At 51.0% G+C, this 18,798-nt stretch carries 21 protein-coding genes; 12 read left to right on the top strand and 9 right to left on the bottom strand.

All coding sequences use genetic code 11. From position 1 onward, the window contains the following. Window positions 1-7 precede the first annotated feature (7 nt). The 4 genes from cysD to OI69_RS14645 are packed head-to-tail and all read left to right on the top strand — an operon-like array spanning window position 8 to window position 3,415. Window positions 8-916 carry a sulfate adenylyltransferase subunit CysD gene (gene cysD, locus OI69_RS14660; RefSeq protein WP_039351887.1) on the top strand — a complete coding sequence of 303 codons (909 nt, stop codon included), beginning with the start codon at window positions 8-10 and terminating at the stop codon, window positions 914-916. Window positions 917-927: 11 nt separating this feature from the next. Beyond that, entirely contained in the window at window positions 928-2,406 is a 1,479-nt protein-coding gene (gene cysN, locus OI69_RS14655) for a sulfate adenylyltransferase subunit CysN (protein WP_154715562.1), read from the top strand. A gap of 1 nt (window position 2,407) precedes the next feature. After that, the gene (gene cysC, locus OI69_RS14650) at window positions 2,408-3,025 is read left to right on the top strand and encodes an adenylyl-sulfate kinase (protein ID WP_039351884.1); all 618 of its coding nucleotides are present in this window, start codon (window positions 2,408-2,410) and stop codon (window positions 3,023-3,025) included. A gap of 45 nt (window positions 3,026-3,070) precedes the next feature. Further along, window positions 3,071-3,415 carry a DUF3561 family protein gene (locus OI69_RS14645; protein ID WP_080752651.1) on the top strand — a complete coding sequence of 115 codons (345 nt, stop codon included), beginning with the start codon at window positions 3,071-3,073 and terminating at the stop codon, window positions 3,413-3,415. Window positions 3,416-3,467: 52 nt separating this feature from the next. On the opposite strand, the gene OI69_RS14640 is transcribed toward OI69_RS14645, so the two are convergent. The 3 genes from OI69_RS14640 to OI69_RS14630 form a co-directional block, all read right to left on the bottom strand. Beyond that, the gene (locus tag OI69_RS14640) at window positions 3,468-4,190 is read right to left on the bottom strand and encodes an amino acid ABC transporter ATP-binding protein (protein ID WP_039351971.1); all 723 of its coding nucleotides are present in this window, start codon (window positions 4,188-4,190) and stop codon (window positions 3,468-3,470) included. After that, window positions 4,177-4,941: an amino acid ABC transporter permease gene (locus tag OI69_RS14635; RefSeq protein WP_039351882.1), complete on the bottom strand. Its 765-nt coding sequence runs from the start codon at window positions 4,939-4,941 to the stop codon at window positions 4,177-4,179. The genes OI69_RS14640 and OI69_RS14635 overlap by 14 nt, the downstream gene beginning before the upstream one ends. A gap of 95 nt (window positions 4,942-5,036) precedes the next feature. Further along, window positions 5,037-5,807 carry a basic amino acid ABC transporter substrate-binding protein gene (locus OI69_RS14630; protein WP_039351880.1) on the bottom strand — a complete coding sequence of 257 codons (771 nt, stop codon included), beginning with the start codon at window positions 5,805-5,807 and terminating at the stop codon, window positions 5,037-5,039. A 322-nt stretch (window positions 5,808-6,129) separates the two neighbouring features. On the opposite strand from OI69_RS14630, the gene ftsB reads away from it, so the two are divergent. From ftsB to rpoS, 7 genes are all read left to right on the top strand, one after another. Further along, window positions 6,130-6,465 (top strand): cell division protein FtsB, encoded by a 336-nt coding sequence (gene ftsB / locus OI69_RS14625; RefSeq protein WP_039351878.1) that lies wholly within the window; start codon window positions 6,130-6,132, stop codon window positions 6,463-6,465. A gap of 3 nt (window positions 6,466-6,468) precedes the next feature. Beyond that, complete coding sequence (gene ispD, locus OI69_RS14620) at window positions 6,469-7,182, top strand: 2-C-methyl-D-erythritol 4-phosphate cytidylyltransferase (protein WP_039351876.1); 714 nt, start codon at window positions 6,469-6,471, stop codon at window positions 7,180-7,182. Between the two features lie 37 nt (window positions 7,183-7,219). Further along, complete coding sequence (gene ispF / locus OI69_RS14615) at window positions 7,220-7,717, top strand: 2-C-methyl-D-erythritol 2,4-cyclodiphosphate synthase (RefSeq protein WP_039351873.1); 498 nt, start codon at window positions 7,220-7,222, stop codon at window positions 7,715-7,717. Between the two features lie 18 nt (window positions 7,718-7,735). Further along, entirely contained in the window at window positions 7,736-8,782 is a 1,047-nt protein-coding gene (gene truD / locus OI69_RS14610; RefSeq protein WP_039351871.1) for a tRNA pseudouridine(13) synthase TruD, read from the top strand. A 128-nt stretch (window positions 8,783-8,910) separates the two neighbouring features. Next, window positions 8,911-9,537: a protein-L-isoaspartate(D-aspartate) O-methyltransferase gene (locus tag OI69_RS14605; RefSeq protein ID WP_039351869.1), complete on the top strand. Its 627-nt coding sequence runs from the start codon at window positions 8,911-8,913 to the stop codon at window positions 9,535-9,537. Window positions 9,538-9,864: 327 nt separating this feature from the next. After that, window positions 9,865-10,887, top strand: a complete 1,023-nt coding sequence (nlpD, locus tag OI69_RS14600) for a murein hydrolase activator NlpD (RefSeq protein ID WP_039351867.1) — start codon at window positions 9,865-9,867, stop codon at window positions 10,885-10,887. Between the two features lie 53 nt (window positions 10,888-10,940). Then, on the top strand, window positions 10,941-11,933 hold the full coding sequence (gene rpoS / locus OI69_RS14595) for an RNA polymerase sigma factor RpoS (RefSeq protein WP_039351865.1): 993 nt from the start codon (window positions 10,941-10,943) through the stop codon (window positions 11,931-11,933). A gap of 104 nt (window positions 11,934-12,037) precedes the next feature. Here the strand turns inward: rpoS and proS are convergent, their stop codons facing one another. From proS to metN, 6 genes are all read right to left on the bottom strand, one after another. Continuing rightward, on the bottom strand, window positions 12,038-13,756 hold the full coding sequence (proS, locus tag OI69_RS14590; protein ID WP_039351863.1) for a proline--tRNA ligase: 1,719 nt from the start codon (window positions 13,754-13,756) through the stop codon (window positions 12,038-12,040). 145 nt (window positions 13,757-13,901) lie between these two features. Next, a complete protein-coding gene (gene tsaA / locus OI69_RS14585) occupies window positions 13,902-14,618 on the bottom strand; it encodes a tRNA (N6-threonylcarbamoyladenosine(37)-N6)-methyltransferase TrmO (RefSeq protein WP_039351861.1) in 717 nt (238 codons plus the stop codon). Then, entirely contained in the window at window positions 14,615-15,025 is a 411-nt protein-coding gene (gene rcsF, locus OI69_RS14580) for an Rcs stress response system protein RcsF (RefSeq protein WP_039351859.1), read from the bottom strand. Before rcsF ends, tsaA begins: the two co-directional genes overlap by 4 nt. A gap of 243 nt (window positions 15,026-15,268) precedes the next feature. Then, a complete protein-coding gene (locus OI69_RS14575) occupies window positions 15,269-16,084 on the bottom strand; it encodes a MetQ/NlpA family lipoprotein (RefSeq protein ID WP_039351857.1) in 816 nt (271 codons plus the stop codon). 62 nt (window positions 16,085-16,146) lie between these two features. Next, entirely contained in the window at window positions 16,147-16,800 is a 654-nt protein-coding gene (locus OI69_RS14570; RefSeq protein ID WP_039351855.1) for a methionine ABC transporter permease MetI, read from the bottom strand. Continuing rightward, window positions 16,793-17,824, bottom strand: coding sequence for a methionine ABC transporter ATP-binding protein MetN (gene metN, locus OI69_RS14565; RefSeq protein WP_039351853.1), 1,032 nt, complete (start codon window positions 17,822-17,824; stop codon window positions 16,793-16,795). The genes OI69_RS14570 and metN overlap by 8 nt, the downstream gene beginning before the upstream one ends. A 181-nt stretch (window positions 17,825-18,005) precedes the next feature. Between metN and gmhB the strand changes: the two genes are divergently transcribed. Then, window positions 18,006-18,569, top strand: a complete 564-nt coding sequence (gmhB, locus tag OI69_RS14560; RefSeq protein WP_039351851.1) for a D-glycero-beta-D-manno-heptose 1,7-bisphosphate 7-phosphatase — start codon at window positions 18,006-18,008, stop codon at window positions 18,567-18,569. The last annotated feature ends 229 nt before the right edge of the window (window positions 18,570-18,798 follow it).

Raw genomic sequence — 18,798 nt, 5'->3', positions numbered from 1 at the left:
AAAGGGTATGGACGAGAAACGACTCACGCATTTACGGCAGCTTGAAGCCGAAAGCATTCACATCATCCGCGAAGTGGCGGCCGAGTTTAGTAACCCGGTGATGATGTATTCCATCGGCAAAGACTCTTCCGTGATGCTGCACCTGGCGCGCAAAGCGTTCTATCCGGGATCGCTGCCTTTCCCGCTGCTGCACGTTGATACCGGCTGGAAATTTCGTGAAATGTACGAATTCCGTGATCGTACGGCGAAAGCCTATGGCTGTGAACTGCTGGTGCACCGTAACCCGCAGGGTGAAGCGTTGGGGATTAACCCGTTTGTACACGGCAGCGCCAAGCACACCGACATCATGAAAACTGAAGGGTTGAAGCAGGCGCTGGATAAATACGGTTTTGATGCCGCCTTTGGCGGGGCGCGTCGCGATGAAGAAAAATCGCGTGCCAAAGAGCGTATTTACTCCTTCCGTGACCGCTTCCATCGCTGGGATCCGAAGAACCAGCGCCCGGAACTGTGGCATAACTACAATGGTCAGATTAACAAAGGCGAAAGTATTCGCGTTTTCCCGCTCTCCAACTGGACCGAGCTGGATATCTGGCAATACATCTATCTGGAAAACATCGAGATTGTCCCGCTTTATCTGGCGGCACCGCGTCCGGTACTGGAGCGCGATGGTATGTTGCTGATGGTGGACGATGACCGCATCGACCTGCAACCGGACGAAGTGATCGAACAACGCATGGTGCGTTTCCGCACGCTGGGCTGTTGGCCGTTGACGGGCGCGGTGGCATCGGAGGCGAAAACGTTGCCGGAAATCATCGAAGAGATGTTGGTTTCCACCACCAGTGAGCGTCAGGGAAGGGTAATTGACCGCGATCAGGCCGGTTCAATGGAGCTGAAAAAGCGTCAAGGGTATTTCTGAGGAATCGTCGAATGAGTCAAATTTCGTTAAAAGACACTGCGGCTGAGAAAGATGCCGTCGTTATTAACCAGGCGATTGCACAGCAGATCGCCGAGCAGGGCGGTGTAGAAGCGTATTTACACGCGCAGCAGAATAAAACGTTACTGCGTTTTCTGACCTGTGGCAGCGTTGACGATGGAAAAAGTACGCTGATTGGCCGTTTGCTACACGATACGCGTCAGATTTATGAAGATCAGCTCAGCACACTGCACAATGACAGCAAGCGTATTGGCACTCAGGGCGAAAAGCTGGATCTGGCACTGCTGGTCGATGGGCTTCAGGCTGAGCGTGAACAGGGCATCACCATTGATGTGGCTTATCGCTACTTCTCGACGGAAAAACGCAAATTTATCATCGCCGATACGCCGGGACATGAGCAATACACGCGCAATATGGCAACGGGGGCATCCACCTGCGAGCTGGCGATTTTGTTGATCGATGCGCGTAAAGGCGTGTTGGATCAAACCCGTCGTCACAGTTTTATTGCGACCCTGCTGGGGATCCGCGATCTGGTGGTAGCGGTGAACAAAATGGATCTGGTGGATTATCAGCAAACGGTGTTTGAGCAGTTTAAGCAGGATTATCTGGATTTTGCCCAGCAGTTGCCTGCCGACTTGAACATCACTTTTGTGCCGATTTCTGCACTGGATGGTGACAATGTTGCGACGCCGAGTACGACGATGGACTGGTATACCGGGCCGACGCTGCTGGACGTGCTGGAAACGGTCAATGTGGCACAGCGTACGCTGGAACAGCCGATGCGTTTCCCTGTGCAATATGTTAACCGTCCGAATCTGGATTTCCGCGGCTACGCGGGAACGCTGGCATCCGGCATTATCCGCGTCGGACAACGCGTTAAAGTGCTGCCGTCCGGCGTGGAATCCACCATCAGCCGCATTGTGACCTTTGACGGCGATTTACCGCAGGCACAGGCGGGTGAGGCGATCACGCTGGTGCTGGCGGATGAAGTGGATATCAGTCGCGGCGATCTGCTGGTTGATAGCAGCGAATCGCTGAAATCAGTACAGCATGCGTTAGTTGACGTCGTCTGGATGGCAGAACAACCGCTGGTGCCGGGACAAAGCTACGACATCAAAATTGGTGGTAAGAAGACGCGCGCTCGGGTCGAGAACATTCATTATCAGGTTGAGATCAATACGTTGACGCAGCGCGTCGCGGAAAGTCTGCCGCTGAATGGTATTGGTTCGGTTGAACTGGTTTTTGATGAACCGCTGGTGCTGGATAATTACCAGAATAACGCCGTGACAGGTGGGATGATCTTTATCGATCGTCTGAGTAATGTCACGGTAGGCGCGGGTCTGGTACGCGAACCTATCGAACAGGTGTATCAGGAACCGGGCGCGTACAGCGCGTTTGAACTGGAACTGAATGCATTAGTTCGCCGCCACTTCCCGCATTGGGGTGCGCGCGACCTGCTGGGAGGCAAATAACGTGTCTTTACGCCACTCGCCGACTGACGATAACGTCGTTTGGCATGCGCACGATGTCACCCGTGAGTCGCGCGAGAAATTACATGGTCATCAGGGCGTCGTTATCTGGTTTACCGGGTTGTCTGGATCCGGTAAATCCACGCTGGCGGGGGCGCTGGAGCAGGCATTACACCAGCGTGGCGTCAGCACCTACCTGCTGGATGGCGACAACGTTCGGCACGGTTTGTGTCGGGATTTAGACTTCACCGACGATGATCGACGTGAGAACATCCGCCGCGTGGGTGAAGTCGCCAAACTAATGGTGGATGCGGGTCTGGTGGTGTTGACTGCATTTATTTCGCCGCACCGCGCCGAGCGCAAAATGGTGCAGGATTTACTGGGCGAAGGGCAGTTCATCGAAGTCTTCGTCGATACGCCGTTAGCGATCTGTGAAGCGCGCGATCCTAAGGGGCTGTATAAAAAAGCCCGTGCGGGAGAGTTGCGTAATTTCACCGGGATCGACTCCGTGTACGAAGCGCCGGAAGCGCCGGATAGCCACCTGGATGGCGAACAATTCGTAACAAATTTGACCAGCCAATTGTTAGATCTGCTTGGTAAGCGAGCTATTATCAAGCTCTGATGTCCCCGCTTTTTTCACCGCGCGGTTGGGTGATGCAGGGGAAGAATGGGAAAGATTATGCAAAATGCCACGCAGTTAACGATTAGCAAGACTCGGCCAGTACAAGACGAGGATGACAGCGTTTCCTACCTGTTTATGGGAGCGGTGACGGGGTTTTCCTCCTATTGGTTGGCCTTTAGCATCCCTTTTCTGGTATACGGCTCCAATTCCACGTTTTTCTTCATGCTCTACACCTGGCCGTTCTTTCTGGCGTTGATGCCGTTTTCGGTGCTGGTTGGCGTCGGGTTTAGCTTTTTGCTAAGAGGCTATCTTTTTTATACGCTTTTGGCGACAGGGTTGTCGGTGATCTGTTTGTTCTGGCTGGTTTTTTCTTTCCTTACGGGGTGGTAAAAGAGAAAGGCTGCCAGCGCGGAAAACGCTGACAGCCCGTGGTTTAGCGTATTTATAGTATCTTGCTTAGGAAAGCCTGCGTGCGCGGGCTACTTGGTTGTGTAAAGATCGCCTCTGGCGTGCCCTGTTCCTGAATGATCCCCTGATCGATAAAGATCACCCTATCCGCTACTTCTCGGGCAAAGGCCATTTCATGGGTTACGATGACCATCGTCATGCCTTCATTCGCCAGCGTTTTCATGACGGCCAGAACTTCGCCAACCAGTTCAGGATCCAGTGCGGAGGTCGGTTCATCAAACAACATGATCGCAGGTTCCATTGCTAACGCGCGGGCAATGGCGACACGCTGCTGCTGACCACCGGACAAACTGTTCGGCCAGGCATCGATTTTATCCAGCAAACCGACCTTGCTGAGCAAGGCTTTAGCCTGTTCAACGGCCTGTGTGCGGGGTATTTTTTTTACGTCCATCGGTGCCATAATCACATTTTCCAACACCGTCATGTGTGGGAACAGATTAAAGCGCTGAAACACCATTCCCACGCTTTCGCGCATGCGGTTGATATCGGTTTTCTTATCGTGAATGGCAAAACCGTTGACCGTAATCTCGCCCGCCGACAGCGTTTCCAGTGCGTTAATACAACGCAGAAAGGTACTTTTTCCTGAACCGGATGGACCAATCAGGCAGAGCACTTCCTGAGGCGCGATGTCACAGGAAATACCGCGCAGAACATGCGTATCCCCAAACTGTTTTTGCAGGTTTTTAACGTGAATCACTTTTGCCAAACCTCGTTTCCATGTGCCGCACCAGCAGCGAGAGCAGGAAAGTAATAACCCAATAAACGATAGAGATCGTCAGGTAGGGTTCCCAGTATGTGGCGTAAGCCCCTGAGACTGTACGTGCGGCATAGGCAAGATCGGCTAATCCGATTGCCGAAGCCAGCGATGAATCTTTTACAATCGCGATCGCGTTATTACCCAGCGGCGGCAACATACGACGAAACGCCTGTGGCAAGATCACTTTGCGCATGGTTCGGCCATAGCTCATGCCGAGAGAGCGTGAAGCCTCCATCTGACCGCGGTCGATAGACTGAATACCGGCTCGGAATATCTCGGAGACATAGGCACCTGCATTCAGCGTAATCGCCACAATGCAGGAGAGGAACGCGCCATAATCGGCACGCAGTGTGCGGGCGAAATCGACCGACATTATATTGCTGGTTACCAGCAGTCCATCACGCGGGTTGATGAACAACGGCACCAGAGCGAAGTGTACCACCATGATTTGCACAAACAGCGGCGTGCCCCGAAAGGCGCTGATGTAGATGCGTACTGGCCATTGAACAGCGTAGTGCAGGATATATTTCCACGGACCGTGCGGCGCCTGTGCTAAGCGGCCTAACCCCAACGTTAATCCCCAGCAGGTGCCAAGAATGACGCAGATAATGGTGCATTTGATGGTCATCCAGGTGCCTTCCATAAAGAGAGGGGCATATTCCTGAATGATCTCCCAACGAAATCCCGTCAAGATCGTTTCCTTTTTTGAATAGGCTAACGTAATGATTTTTCTTAATTAAACCGGACAGGCTGGCTGCCCGGTGAGTGTGCGGTGTTTTGCCGATGTTATTCTGCGGGTAAGGTTGGAACGTTGTTATCAAACCAGGTTTGATAGATCTTGGCGTAGGTGCCATCTGCAACGATTTTTTTCAGTCCGGCGTTAATCTTCTCACGCAGTGGGTCATTGCCTTTCGCTACCGCGATCCCAAAATACTGGCGTTCAAATTTAGCGTCGGAAACCAGATTGAACTGTTTTTCAGGATGAGTCTTAATGTAAAACTTCACCACGCCCACATCGCCCACCGCGGCTCCCACACCGTCTTCATACAGTTCTTGCAACATTAACGGGGTGTTATCAAACCGCTTAATCGATGTACTGTTTTTCCCTAACACATCGGAAACCACGACATCTGCGGTACTGGAGTTGACTACTCCCACTTTGTGATCTTTCAGAGCAGCAATAGAGTCGATTGTCGAGCCTTTAGGCACCACGATGGATTGTTCAGCAGGAAAATAAGGTGCGGAGAAATCGACCATTTGCTTACGCTTGTCGGTAATCGTGATACCCGAAATGATAATGTCGCGGTCACCGGAGTTAAGGGTCGCGAAGATGCCTTCCCATGGGGTATTGATCAGCTTGATATTAAAATTCTCCGCCTTGGCGATCGCTTTAATAATATCAATATCAAAACCTTCCAGCTCTTTCTGTGCATTTTCAAACTCAAAGGGGCGATAGGTGCCGCCAGACCCGACAACGTAAGTTGGCTCGGCGGCGAAGGTGCAAGTAGAGAGCGTGGTGGCGAAGATCGCGCCAACGAATAACAGCTTTTTGAACATGGTTTTCTCCTGGTTTAAATGTAAGATTTTCTTTTTTATGCACTTTGTGTGCATAAAAATACACAGATAGTATTAACGGTTCAACTAGCGTTTGTTCTATGGGCGGTTTTATCCAATGGCGGAGATGATGGAAAGCGCTAAGGTGATAAATAAATGACATGGGCGCCATTTTGCATGTCTGTGGGAACGCGTTCGGCTCGATTTTTTGCCCGAAATATCCTCATTTAGGCAGGCAGTAGGGGGAATCTTGCCTTCCACCACTGGACACAGTGGAGTCGGAACAAAAGTTATGGGATGATTAGGCGGTTTTTCAGGGGGCGGGATGGGAAAGCTTACGCTGTTATTATTGATATTGCTTGGCTGGCTTCAGTACTCACTGTGGCTGGGTAAGAATGGTATTCACGATTATGTTCGGGTGAAGGATGATGTTGTTGTCCAGCAGGGGAACAATGCCAAATTAAAAGACCGTAACGAGCAACTGTTTGCCGAAATTGACGACCTCAATGGTGGACAGGAAGCGATTGAAGAGCGCGCGCGCAATGAACTGGGGATGATCAAACCCGGTGAAAGTTTCTATCGTCTGGTGCCAGAATCAAACCCCCGTAACGCCAATACGACGTCGTCTAATCACAGTTCATCTAACAACACACAACGCTGACGTATGCAGATACCACGCTTTTCCCCGCCTGACATTGTTGCCGTTTTGCCCGCTGCGGGTAACGGCAGCAGGATGCAAAACGATCGTCCTAAACAGTATCTGACGATTGGCAGTGACGTGACCAGTCGTAAAACCATTCTTGAACACTCTATCAGTGCGCTTCTACGTCATTCACGCGTACAGCGCGTCGTTGTCGTGATCAGTCCTGATGATGCATTCTTTCATACTCTGGCGATTGCCCACGATCCCCGCATTTGCGCCGTGACGGGGGGGCTACAGCGTGCGGATTCCGTACTGGCGGGTTTGGCTGCCGTTGCCGATAGCGCGTGGGCGTTGGTGCATGATGCGGCACGCCCGTGCCTGCATCAAGACGATCTGACGCGCTTGCTGGCGATTGTCGGACAGAGCGAGGTTGGTGGAATTTTGGCCGCACCCGTTCGTGATACCATGAAACGCAGCACCGACGGGTTTATCGATTGCACAATAGAACGTAACGATTTGTGGCATGCGTTGACGCCGCAGCTTTTCCCTGCGGCGCTGCTGAAACAGTGCCTGCAACGTGCGCTTCAGGATGGTATTGCCGTCACGGATGAAGCCTCCGCGCTGGAATATTGTGGCTATCGCCCACAAATTATCAACGGACGTGCAGATAATATCAAAGTCACGCGTCCAGAGGATTTGGCCTTGGCCGAATTCTATTTAACCAGTTTGCAGTAACCTCATTTTATTCACTAAATATTAAGGAGAACGCGCGATGCGTATCGGTCACGGTTTTGATGTCCATAAGTTTGGTGGAGAAGGCCCGCTGGTGATCGGTGGCGTGCGCATTCCTTATACTCAAGGTTTGCTGGCGCACTCCGATGGCGATGTGGTACTGCATGCGGTGACCGATGCCCTATTAGGTGCCGCCGCACTGGGTGACATTGGTAAGCTATTCCCTGATACCGATCCGGCTTTTAAAGGGGCAGACAGCCGTGAGTTGCTGCGTGAAGCCTGGCGTCGTATCAATGACAAGGGCTATCAGTTAGGGAATCTGGACGTCACTATTATTGCGCAGGCACCGAAAATGGCCCCACATATTCCACAAATGCGTGTGAACCTGGCGGAAGATTTGCTGTGCCATATGGATGATGTCAATGTGAAAGCGACCACGACGGAGCAACTGGGTTTTACTGGTCGTGGTGAAGGCATTGCCTGCGAAGCTGTTGCTCTACTGGTGAAGAAAGAAACGGGTGAAATAGTCGCGTGGTAAGCGCCTTGTGGGATAATGATGGAAAATAGCGAACAACTCGTCTGGCTGCATGGTGAACCACGGGCTACTGGCTCATTGAAGTCTGCTGCGGAAGATTTTCTCGTGGTGGAAGATCTTGGGTTTCAACCGGATGGTGACGGTGAACAGGTATTGGTACGCGTGCGCAAGCGCGGTTGTAATACGCAATTTGTGGCTGAGATGCTGGCGAAATTTGCCCGTCTGCCGCTTCGCGCCGTCAGCTATGCGGGCTTGAAAGATCGTCATGCTGTCACAGAGCAGTGGTTTTGTCTGCATATGCCGGGCAAGGACACACCGGATTTTTCCTTGCTGGAACTGGAAGGTTGCGATGTGCTTGAAATGAGCCGTCACCGCCGTAAGCTGCGAATCGGTACGCTACGGGGGAACTTTTTTACTCTGGTGCTACGTCAGATCAGCGATCGCCGTGAGGTCGAATCCCGTTTGGCGCTGATTGCGGCGAACGGCGTCCCTAATTATTTCGGCAGCCAGCGTTTCGGACGAGGTGGGAATAACCTTGAACAAGCCCGTCTTTGGGCAAATAACGATATTCGGGTAAAAGAGCGCAGTAAGCGCAGCTTTTATCTTTCCGCCAGCCGCAGCGCGATGTTTAATCAGGTGGCGAGTGCAAGGCTGGCTGGAGCGCAAGCGAAAACCGTTCTGTGTGGTGACGCTTTGCAACTAACCGGTCGTGGTAGTTGGTTTGTGGCTAAACCTGATGAACTGGAAACGTTACAGACGCGCCTTAATGCTGGCGAACTTCAGATTACCGCGCCGTTGCCCGGCGATGGCGCGTTAGGTACGCAGGGTGACGCGCTGATATTTGAAGAACAGGCCTTGACCGGGCAGGAAACGCTGTGGTCTTTGGTCAAACGTGAACGTGTTGAATCTGCCCGACGCGCAGTGTTGTTGCACCCGCAACAGATGCACTGGGAATGGCGGGATGACGCGACGGTAGAAGTAAAATTCTGGCTACCCGCGGGCAGTTTTGCCACCAGCGTGGTACGCGAATTACTGCATGCGCAGCAGGATACTGATATCGGTGCCTAATGTGCAGCAACGTGTCTTATGACGAGAATGAATGCCAGCCACCGTGCGGTCGCGGTGGCTGGCCTATCCCTGTGCGGGAAAATGTCTGTAGTAGTGACGAGGTTAACCAGAGCTGAGGTTGGCGGGGAATGGTAAACAAGCGTATAGAAACGTTGTTGGCGCAGTTGCGTCAGCAGGGCATTCAGGACGAACGTCTGCTAAAGGCGATAGAAGCCGTACCCAGAGAACGTTTTGTTGATGAAGCTTTTGAACATAAAGCATATGAAAACACCGCTTTGCCTATCGGTTCCGGTCAGACTATTTCGCAGCCTTATATGGTCGCGAAGATGACGGAATTGCTCAGCCTGACGCCTGTCTCCCGCGTGCTGGAAATTGGCACGGGGTCGGGATATCAAACGGCGATCCTTGCGCATTTGGTGCGGCATGTTTGCTCGGTTGAGCGGATTAAAGGGCTGCAATGGCAGGCTAAACGTCGCTTAAAACAGCTTGATTTACACAACGTTTCGACTCGTCATGGTGACGGGTGGCAGGGCTGGGCGTCGCGCGGTCCGTTTGATGCCATTATCGTCACGGCGGCACCACCGGAAATTCCCCGTGCGCTGCTGGAACAGCTTGATGAAGGCGGCGTGATGGTGTTGCCTGTAGGAGAACAGTCGCAATTCCTGCAAGTGGTTCAGCGTCATGCTGGCGAATTTATTATTCAAACGGTTGAAGCGGTTCGGTTTGTTCCGCTGGTCAAAGGGGAATTAGCCTGATACCGTGGCGATGATATATGTGTTGTTAAGTCTTTTAAATTTCACCATAACGGTTTTATGGTGCGAACTTGTTGATATTGTTAGCATCTAATCATCGCGGTGCCTTTCCCGTTTTGCTTATGCGCCAGCGATGGTGAAGTAGCGATCTTTCTCGTTTCAACTAACGAATAAAACACCGAACATCGGTTACGCTACAATCATTGACGCGGCAGTGGGTGCGAAGCAGAGAGAGACGAATTGAGTTTTGAACCGTACTGTTTTTTTGAATGTTATCGACACTTTTTTGAACGCTATAGTTATAGGGGAGTAAGGCGCATGGGAAGCCGAATGATGAATTTGCGTCACATTGCTGCTTGCACGGTGATTGTCTTAGGGTTGGCAGGATGTACCAACAATAATTCTAAATCCGCACCGATCAGCAGTGTTGACGGAAATACGGGTAGCCGAGGGGGAATGCTGTCTGCGCCACCATCACGTATTTCAACGGCGGGTGAAAATGTTGCAACCACATCAGACGGTCGGATCGTTTACAACCGCAGCTATGGCAATATTCCGAAAGGCAGCTACAGCGGCGGTAATTCCTACACCGTTAAACGGGGAGATACCCTGTTTTATATCGCCTGGATTACCGGTAATGATTATCGGGATCTGGCGCAGCGTAATAATATTCCCGAACCATACAGCCTGAATGTGGGGCAATCACTGAGTTTAGGCAATGGATCCGGCAACAACGCGTCGGGTGGGGGCATGATGAGCGGTGGTGGAATGCTGGCAACAACCGATGCCACCCGAGGCGGAGTACCGACGCCACCATCAAGTACTCAAATACAAACTACATCGGTTGATTCTCAGTCAACTAATGCGTATTCTGGTAATCAGGGTAAACAGAATGTAGGTAAGATGTTGCCTACAGCAGGAGTAACAACAACCGCTCCTGTATCCGCACCAGCGGCTGTTGCCAGCAGCAATACGGCTGCTGTCGGCAGTTGGCGTTGGCCTACCGATGGGAAAGTCATAGATAGTTTCTCCGATTCCGAAGGGGGAAATAAAGGGATTGATATCGCCGGCTCACGTGGGCAACCGATCACCGCAACCGCCAGTGGGCGAGTGGTGTATGCGGGCAATGCACTACGTGGTTACGGAAATCTGATAATCATCAAGCATAATGATGACTACCTCAGTGCTTATGCCCATAACGATACGATGCTAGTCCGTGAGCAACAAGATGTCACGGCAGGACAAAAAATCGCTACGATGGGCAGTACGGGCACAAGCTCAGTTCGCTTGCACTTTGAAATTCGTTACAAGGGGAAATCCGTAAACCCGCTGCGTTTTTTACCGCAGCGATAAATCGGGCAGAGTATTTCGGTATTCTGCCAAGGGATCACGGGTAGGAGCCACTTATGAGCCAAAGTACGCTGAAAGTTAACGAGTTACATGAAGATACCGATTTCGACGAGAATGGACTTGACGTTTTTGACGATAAGGCGCTGGCTGAGGAAGATACCAATGATAATGATTCGGCGGAAGACGAGCTATTATCACAAGGGGTCCCACAGCGTGTCCTTGACGCAACACAGCTCTATCTAGGGGAAATCGGCTATTCGCCGCTTTTAACCGCAGAAGAAGAAGTTTATTTTGCCCGGCGTGCGCTGCGTGGTGATGTGCCATCGCGCCGTCGGATGATCGAGAGTAACCTGCGGCTGGTGGTGAAAATCGCCCGCCGTTACAACAATCGCGGTCTGGCGTTGCTGGATCTGATTGAAGAAGGCAACCTTGGTCTGATCCGTGCGGTTGAAAAATTTGATCCAGAAAGAGGATTCCGTTTTTCAACTTATGCCACCTGGTGGATTCGACAGACGATTGAACGGGCGATCATGAATCAAACCCGCACCATTCGTTTGCCGATTCACATTGTCAAAGAACTCAACGTTTACCTGCGCACCGCGCGCGAATTGTCGCATAAACTGGATCACGAGCCGAGTGCGGAAGAAATTGCCGAACAGCTTGATAAGCCCGTTGATGACGTCAACCGCATGCTGCGCCTGAATGAACGTATCACTTCCGTTGATACCCCGTTAGGGGGGGATTCGGAAAAAGCGCTGCTGGATATTCTGGCAGACGAGAAAGATAACGGACCGGAAGACACCACGCAGGATAACGATATGAAGCAGAATATCGTTAAATGGCTGTTTGAGCTTAACGCTAAGCAGCGTGAGGTGTTGGCGCGTCGTTTCGGCCTGCTAGGATATGAAGCAGCTACGCTGGAAGATGTCGGTCGTGAAATTGGCTTAACGCGTGAACGTGTTCGTCAGATTCAGGTTGAGGGTTTACGCCGCCTGCGTGAAATTTTGCAGGCTCAAGGTTTAAGCATTGAAGAACTGTTTCGTGAATAATGCATAACGTGTTACTGATGTCTTGACATAAAAAATGGTGGGGAAACCCACCATTTTTTATGCCTGAATTTGCGCTTTCATGTGAAAGGGCAGTCCGATAGCGATTAGCGCACGATAGCTGCTAGCAGGAAATCCACGATGTCGCTGGTTTTAATCATTTGCTTTTCACCGATCCGACGATGCTTATATTCAATCTCTTCGCTATCCAGATTGCGATCGCCAATGACGATAGTGTGCGGTACGCCAATCAATTCCATATCCGCGAACATCACGCCCGGGCGCTCTTTACGGTCGTCAAGCAGGACTTCAATACCTTTAGCACGCAGTTGCTGATAGATATCCTCAGCCACTTCCTTCACGCGGAAAGACTTGTGCATATTCATTGGCAGAATGGCAACGTGGAAAGGGGCAATCGCGTCTGGCCAGATGATGCCGCGTTCGTCATGATTTTGTTCAATCGCTGCCGCAACAACGCGTGTCACACCAATACCGTAGCAGCCCATCGTCAGCGTCTGGTTACGGCCATCTTCGCCCTGAACCGTCGCTTTCAGCGCTTCAGAATATTTAGTGCCCAGTTGGAAAATGTGGCCCACTTCGATGCCGCGTTTAATTTGCAGCGTACCTTTACCGTCTGGGCTGATGTCGCCTTCAACCACGTTACGGATATCCGCAACCTGTGGCAGTGCAACGTCGCGCTCCCAGTTGATACCAAAGTAGTGCTTCCCATCAATATTCGCGCCAGCGCTGAAGTCGCTCATGGCTGCAACGGTGCGGTCAACCACGACAGGAATCGACAGCTTGACCGGGCCAAGCGAGCCAGGGCCTGCGCCGATGATAGAACGAATCTCTTCTTCCGTTGCGAATGTCAGCGGGCTGGCTACCTGAGCAATCTTCTCCGCTTTGATTTCGTTCAGTTCGTGATCGCCACGCACCAGCAGGGCCACCAGTTTATGGCCGCTTTCTTCCGTTGCTTTAACCAGCAGCGTCTTCACGGTTTTCTCTACTGGCTGCGCAAACTGCTCAACCAGTTCAGCGATGGTCTTGGCGTTTGGCGTATCGATCAGACGTAACGTTTCCGTCGCTTCCGCGCGGCCTAACGTTGGCGCGACAGCTTCTGCCAGTTCAATATTGGCCGCGTAGTCAGATTCCGTTGAGAACACGATATCGTCTTCACCGCTGGCCGCCAGTACCTGAAACTCATGGGATGCATTGCCGCCGATAGAGCCGGTATCTGCCTGAACCGCTCTGAAATCCAAGTCCATACGGCTGAAAATCTTGCTGTAAGCGGCGTACATCGCATCATAGGTGGCCTGCAATGATTCCTGTGAAGTATGGAAAGAGTAGGCGTCTTTCATCAGGAATTCACGCGAACGCATGACGCCAAAACGTGGACGCACTTCATCGCGGAATTTGGTTTGAATCTGGAAGAAATTCAATGGTAGTTGCTTGTACGAGCTGATTTCATTACGAATCAGGTCGGTGATAACTTCTTCGTGGGTTGGACCCAGTACGAATGGACGCTCACCGCGATCGACAAAACGCAGCAGCTCCGGGCCATACTGCTCCCAACGCCCACTTTCCACCCATAAATCGGCTGGCTGAACAACGGGCATGGACACTTCAATTGCGCCAGCATTGTTCATCTCGTCGCGCACGATGTTTTCAACTTTTCTCAAAACACGTAAACCGGTCGGCAACCAGGTGTAAAGACCAGAGGCCAGTTTACGAATCATTCCTGCCCGGAGCATCAACTGATGGCTGATGACTTCTGCATCGGCTGGCGTCTCCTTGAGAGTGGAGAGCATGTATTGGCTAGTACGCATGGGGTTTTAGTTCCGTTAGAACGACAAATAGCATAGGGCTGCGGCGCAGCCGAAGGCACATAAAAAGTGGCTTAGTTTACCAGTGTGGGCGGCGTGTCAAAAGAGAGCAGAAACAATTTTAGAGTATATTGCTGTGGTTCGCGCATTAACACGTATGTGATGGGTCGAGGCTTAATACTTCGGTCTGTTCTCCACACACGCGCCAGCGTACGTTGAATTCCAACAGTAAAACGGCATATTCCCGCATGGTACTTTCTCCTTTGCGGTAGGCGGGGCGCGGATCCTGGGCTAGTACCTGTGAGATAAAGCGTTTGAGCTGAGGATATTTCTTGTGATTCATCGCTATCTGGTTTTCTGCAAGGGCAGAAAAAAACACTGGCATCGCGGCATCGGGTGCCGTTTGGGCAAACCCCGCTCGGGCCTGAGGATGGCTCTCTGCAAAAGGCAGGTAAGGTTTGATGTCAATGACCGGTGTGCCGTCGACCAGGTCAAGACTGCCTAATTCAAGCGTGATTGCATCGCCTTTCGCACGGATTCCTTTTAGTTCAATGAGCGACATGCCAATAGGATTAGGGCGGAAAGTCGAGCGAGTAGCGAAAACGCCTGTACGTGTGTTTCCTCCCAGACGCGGTGGCCGAACGGTCGGACGCCAGCCGCCTCCCATCGTTTGATGAAAGATGAACATGACCCAAATGTGACTGAAATCTTCCAGCCCTCGAACACATTCACTCTGGCTATATGGTGGTATTAGCTGAAGTTCTCCGCCACCATCTTCAATCAGACCCGGCTGCCGCGGAATGGCAAATTTTTCTTTATACGGTGAGCGGATAATCCCAATCTGATTGAAAACAAACTGACTCATTGTGCAGAAACTTTCAGCGCCGTGCCCTGGCAAACGACCTGGCTGTAGCAACCCGCTACGCCACTGACGGTCTGGCATTCATGCAATAAAACGGCATTGGCTTTCATCGCTGTTGCGCGGTTTTGCATTCTTTTACGTGCATTTGCCGTATTAGGAGGGGAATCCTGAGCGCTGACCTGACAAGACGAGCCTGAAACTTCGCCCATGTCGCGGAACGGCTTACCAACTAATTCCTCCGCGCTTTTATATAACACGGCTGGAGCCGGGCGAGGGACTGGCTTCGGCTTCGGTGTCGGCTCTGCGGTTTTGGTTTCAATCGCGGGTTGAGGAGCCAGTGCTGGTGGCTTCTGAAATAAAGAACAGCCTGTCAGCGACATGGCTAACAAGATAAAGGGAACAGCACGCATTAGAGATTCCTCTGCTTTTTCTTAAAGAGCGAGTATTGAAGCAAGCAATTGCACAAATAACAAGACGGGCTTTAGCCCGTCTTAACAATATCTTTTAATTAAACGCGTATACTCGTCATACTTCAAGTTGCATGTGCGTTGGCTACGTTCAGTCACCCGAATCACTTACTTGAGTAAGTTCATCGGGATTCCTTCTCTTGCCGCCTTCCTGAAACTTGAATTATTTAGCGTATAATTGCTGGATTACCAGCCTTTCACGGCGCCGCCGTTAAAGATTTTGTTTGCTGCGTCGTTGACTTCGTTGGACTGATAAGCCTGAACGAATTTCTTCACGTTTTCAGCGTCTTTGTTATCTTCGCGTGAAACCAGGAGGTTTACATACGGAGAATCTTTCTCTTCAACAAACAGGCCATCTTTAGTTGGTGTCAGGTTAATCTGGCTCGCGTACGTGGTGTTGATTACCGCCAGGGCGATTTGCGCGTCATCTAAAGAACGTGGTAGTTGTGGTGCTTCCAGCTCAACCAGTTTGATATTTTTTGGGTTCTCGGTCACGTCCAGCACGGTTGGCAGCAGACCAACGTTGTCTTTCAGCTTAATCAAGCCCACTTTTTGCAGCAGCAGCAGAGAACGGCCTAGGTTGGTCGGGTCGTTTGGCAGTGCAACCTGAGCGCCATCTTGCAGCTCATTCAGCGATTTGATTTTTTTGGAGTAGCCCGCAATGGGGTAAACAAAGCTGTTGCCGACAGAAACCAGTTTGTAGCCCCGATCTTTAATCTGCTGATCCAGATAAGGTTTATGCTGGAAGGCATTCAGATCGATGTCGCCTTTGCTCAGGGCTTCATTTGGCAACACATAGTCGTTAAAGGTGACTAATTCAACGTCCAGACCGTATTTGTCTTTGGCCACTTTCTGCGCGACTTCCGCAACCTGTTGTTCTGCACCAACAATCACGCCGACTTTAATGTGATTAGGATTCTTTTCTTCCTGACCACATCCTGCGAGAGCCAGAGCACCAATAAGTGCGCCAATGGTCGCAATAGATTTCAGTTTAATCGCCATATCCTTACCCCTAATTAACTATTTTCTGGCAGATGCCTTCAGGCACATGCGTATTGTGATGATTACTTGTGTGTGACAGCTTTTACTGCCCTGTCGCCGCAGAATTGAATCAGATAGACCAGAACAACCAGTAATATTAATACCGTATTCATGACCGTCGCGTTATAACCAATATAACCATACTGATAACCAATTTGACCTAAGCCGCCTGCGCCCACGGCTCCACCCATAGCAGAATAGCCTACGAGCGTGATTAGCGTGATGGTGGCGGCATTAATTAGCCCCGCTAATGCTTCCGGCAGTAATATCTTTCTGATGATTTGCATTGGCGTCGCGCCCATCGCACGAGCAGCTTCAATCAGGCCGGTGGGAATTTCAAGCAGCGCATTTTCTACCATGCGGGCAATAAACGGTGCGGCACCGACGGTGAGAGGAACGATCGCCGCTTGCAGCCCAATGGACGTTCCAACAATCACACGAGTAAAAGGAATCATCCATACCAGTAAAATGATGAAGGGAATCGAACGGAAAATGTTAACCAGCGCAGAAACGGCTCGGTAAAGCTTAGGGTTGGCGATAATCTGTCCAGGGCGCGTGGTATACAATAAAACGCCTACCGGTAAACCCAGCACAAAACCAAAGAAACCGGAAACGAACGTCATCGCGACGGTTTCCCATACTCCTTTAACCATCAACCACATCATTGCTTCAGACATAACCCAGAACCTCAATAGTAACGTGACTTTCCTGTAAGAATTGGATTGCGGCTTGAATATCCGCATCGTTACCGTGCATTTCTGCCAGCATGATGCCGAACTTGACGCCACCGGCATAATCCATCTGGGCGCTAATAATGTTGTTGTTGATGTTAAAGCGTCGAGCAACTTCGGAGAGCAGTGGGGCATCCACCGATTTGCCAGTAAATTCCATCCGTAATAACGGCGTGGTGTCGGGACGAGAATCTGAAGACAGACGCGCGAGGTAATCGTCAGGGATGTCCAGATGTAGCGTTGACTGAATGAATTTCTGTGCCAGCGGCGTTTTCGGATGTGAAAAGACTTCGCTGACCGTGTCCTGTTCGATCAGGCGTCCGTCGCTGATCACCGCAACCTGATCGCAAATGCGCTTCACCACATCCATTTCATGGGTAATAAGCAGAATGGTTAGGCCCAGACGACGGTTAATGTCTTTCAGTAATTCAAGGATAGAACGGGTGGTTGCCGGATCCAGCGCGCTGGTTGCTTCGTCACACAGCAGAACTTTGGGATTGCTCGCCAACGCACGGGCAATAGCAACACGCTGCTTTTGCCCGCCAGATAAATTGGCAGGATACACATCGTGTTTATCAGCCAGCCCAACCAGCTCTAAGAGTTCATTGACGCGCTGAGTAATGTCAGCTTTTGGGGTGTTATCTAATTCCAGCGGTAGCGCAATATTGCCAAAAACGGTGCGCGAAGCGAGCAGGTTGAAGTGTTGGAAAATCATACCGATTTGGCGGCGTGCGCGTGTCAACTGGCTATCTGACAGTTGAGTCAGTTCTTGTCCATCGACCAGCACTTTCCCTTTTGTCGGGCGCTCTAATAAATTGACGCAGCGGATTAGGGTACTTTTACCTGCGCCTGATGCACCGATAACACCATAAATTTGCCCAGCAGGAACATGAAGGCTGACATCAGCAAGCGCGGTAATGGTTCGCCCGTTTTGCTGGAAAACTTTAGTAATATTAGCAAGTTCAATCATATGTTTTTTATCGTGCGTGCCTATGGCTGGATAAATCAGTTTCTGTATCAACAGAATTTGAAATGGATGTTAGGGCGTCTAGACGTCTAAGTCAATCTGGATTGTCATTGCCCTACATTCTCTCTGTGGGCGAAAACATGCGATACTAGCGCGTCATTTACGCCATTCAGGAGCAAAGTCAGTGGCACAAAGCGTTCCAGCAATTTTTCTTGATCGTGACGGCACGATCAATGTCGATCACGGTTATGTACATGACATTGACCACTTTCAGTTTATTGATGGCGTCATCGATGCTATGCGAGAGTTGAAAAGTATGGGATTCGCGCTAGTTGTCGTGACGAATCAGTCCGGCATCGCCCGCGGCAACTTTACAGAAGATCAGTTTATGCAACTGACAGAGTGGATGGACTGGTCGCTGGCAGATCGTGGCGTTGATCTGGATGGCATCTATTTTTGCCCTCATCACCCAGAAGCGGGGGAAGGTGAATATCGCCAAACTTGTGATTGCCGGAAGCCTGAGCCAGGCATGTTGCTTTCTGCACAGCGCGATCTGCACATTGATATGGCGGCATCTTATATGGTGGGAGACAAAACAGAGGATATTCAGGCGGCAATGGGCGCAGGAGTAGGAACCAAATTGCTGGTTCGCACCGGCAAGCCTGTCACCGAGCAAGGAGAAGCGCTGGCTGATGCTGTGCTGAAAAGCCTCGCAGAGCTGCCAAAATGGATAAAAACGCGCAGTTAACCAGCGGAACGAATGAAAGATGCGCAAACAGAAAAAAGTTTACGAGATTTGCTTGCGCTTCTAAATCGGCTCCCTATAATGCGCCTCCATCGACACGGCGCTGTGAACACACAAGCGGGTCGATAAAGAAAGAGAAAACGATTTAAAATAAACGTTGACTCTGAAGGTGATAAGCGTAATATACGCCACCTCGCGAAGTGGTTAAGGCCACAACGCAACGCTCTTTAAC

The sequence above is a fragment of the Pectobacterium fontis genome (assembly GCF_000803215.1).
Classification (GTDB): domain Bacteria; phylum Pseudomonadota; class Gammaproteobacteria; order Enterobacterales; family Enterobacteriaceae; genus Pectobacterium; species Pectobacterium fontis.
This window is presented reverse-complemented; position numbering and strand designations above follow the sequence as displayed.

What these genes read in the sequence shown, in the direction of transcription:
- OI69_RS14630 (WP_039351880.1), bottom strand. Translation starts at nt 5,807, where the DNA reads ATGTTCAAAAAGCTGTTATTCGTTGGCGCGATCTTCGCCACCACGCTC.
- cysN (WP_154715562.1), top strand. Translation starts at nt 928, where the DNA reads ATGAGTCAAATTTCGTTAAAAGACACTGCGGCTGAGAAAGATGCCGTC.
- cysD (WP_039351887.1), top strand. Translation starts at nt 8, where the DNA reads ATGGACGAGAAACGACTCACGCATTTACGGCAGCTTGAAGCCGAAAGC.
- tsaA (WP_039351861.1), bottom strand. Translation starts at nt 14,618, where the DNA reads ATGAGTCAGTTTGTTTTCAATCAGATTGGGATTATCCGCTCACCGTAT.
- metN (WP_039351853.1), bottom strand. Translation starts at nt 17,824, where the DNA reads ATGATTGAACTTGCTAATATTACTAAAGTTTTCCAGCAAAACGGGCGA.
- proS (WP_039351863.1), bottom strand. Translation starts at nt 13,756, where the DNA reads ATGCGTACTAGCCAATACATGCTCTCCACTCTCAAGGAGACGCCAGCC.
- ftsB (WP_039351878.1), top strand. Translation starts at nt 6,130, where the DNA reads ATGGGAAAGCTTACGCTGTTATTATTGATATTGCTTGGCTGGCTTCAG.
- OI69_RS14570 (WP_039351855.1), bottom strand. Translation starts at nt 16,800, where the DNA reads ATGTCTGAAGCAATGATGTGGTTGATGGTTAAAGGAGTATGGGAAACC.
- ispD (WP_039351876.1), top strand. Translation starts at nt 6,469, where the DNA reads ATGCAGATACCACGCTTTTCCCCGCCTGACATTGTTGCCGTTTTGCCC.
- OI69_RS14575 (WP_039351857.1), bottom strand. Translation starts at nt 16,084, where the DNA reads ATGGCGATTAAACTGAAATCTATTGCGACCATTGGCGCACTTATTGGT.
- ispF (WP_039351873.1), top strand. Translation starts at nt 7,220, where the DNA reads ATGCGTATCGGTCACGGTTTTGATGTCCATAAGTTTGGTGGAGAAGGC.
- OI69_RS14605 (WP_039351869.1), top strand. Translation starts at nt 8,911, where the DNA reads ATGGTAAACAAGCGTATAGAAACGTTGTTGGCGCAGTTGCGTCAGCAG.
- OI69_RS14645 (WP_080752651.1), top strand. Translation starts at nt 3,071, where the DNA reads ATGGGAAAGATTATGCAAAATGCCACGCAGTTAACGATTAGCAAGACT.
- rpoS (WP_039351865.1), top strand. Translation starts at nt 10,941, where the DNA reads ATGAGCCAAAGTACGCTGAAAGTTAACGAGTTACATGAAGATACCGAT.
- rcsF (WP_039351859.1), bottom strand. Translation starts at nt 15,025, where the DNA reads ATGCGTGCTGTTCCCTTTATCTTGTTAGCCATGTCGCTGACAGGCTGT.
- nlpD (WP_039351867.1), top strand. Translation starts at nt 9,865, where the DNA reads ATGATGAATTTGCGTCACATTGCTGCTTGCACGGTGATTGTCTTAGGG.
- truD (WP_039351871.1), top strand. Translation starts at nt 7,736, where the DNA reads ATGGAAAATAGCGAACAACTCGTCTGGCTGCATGGTGAACCACGGGCT.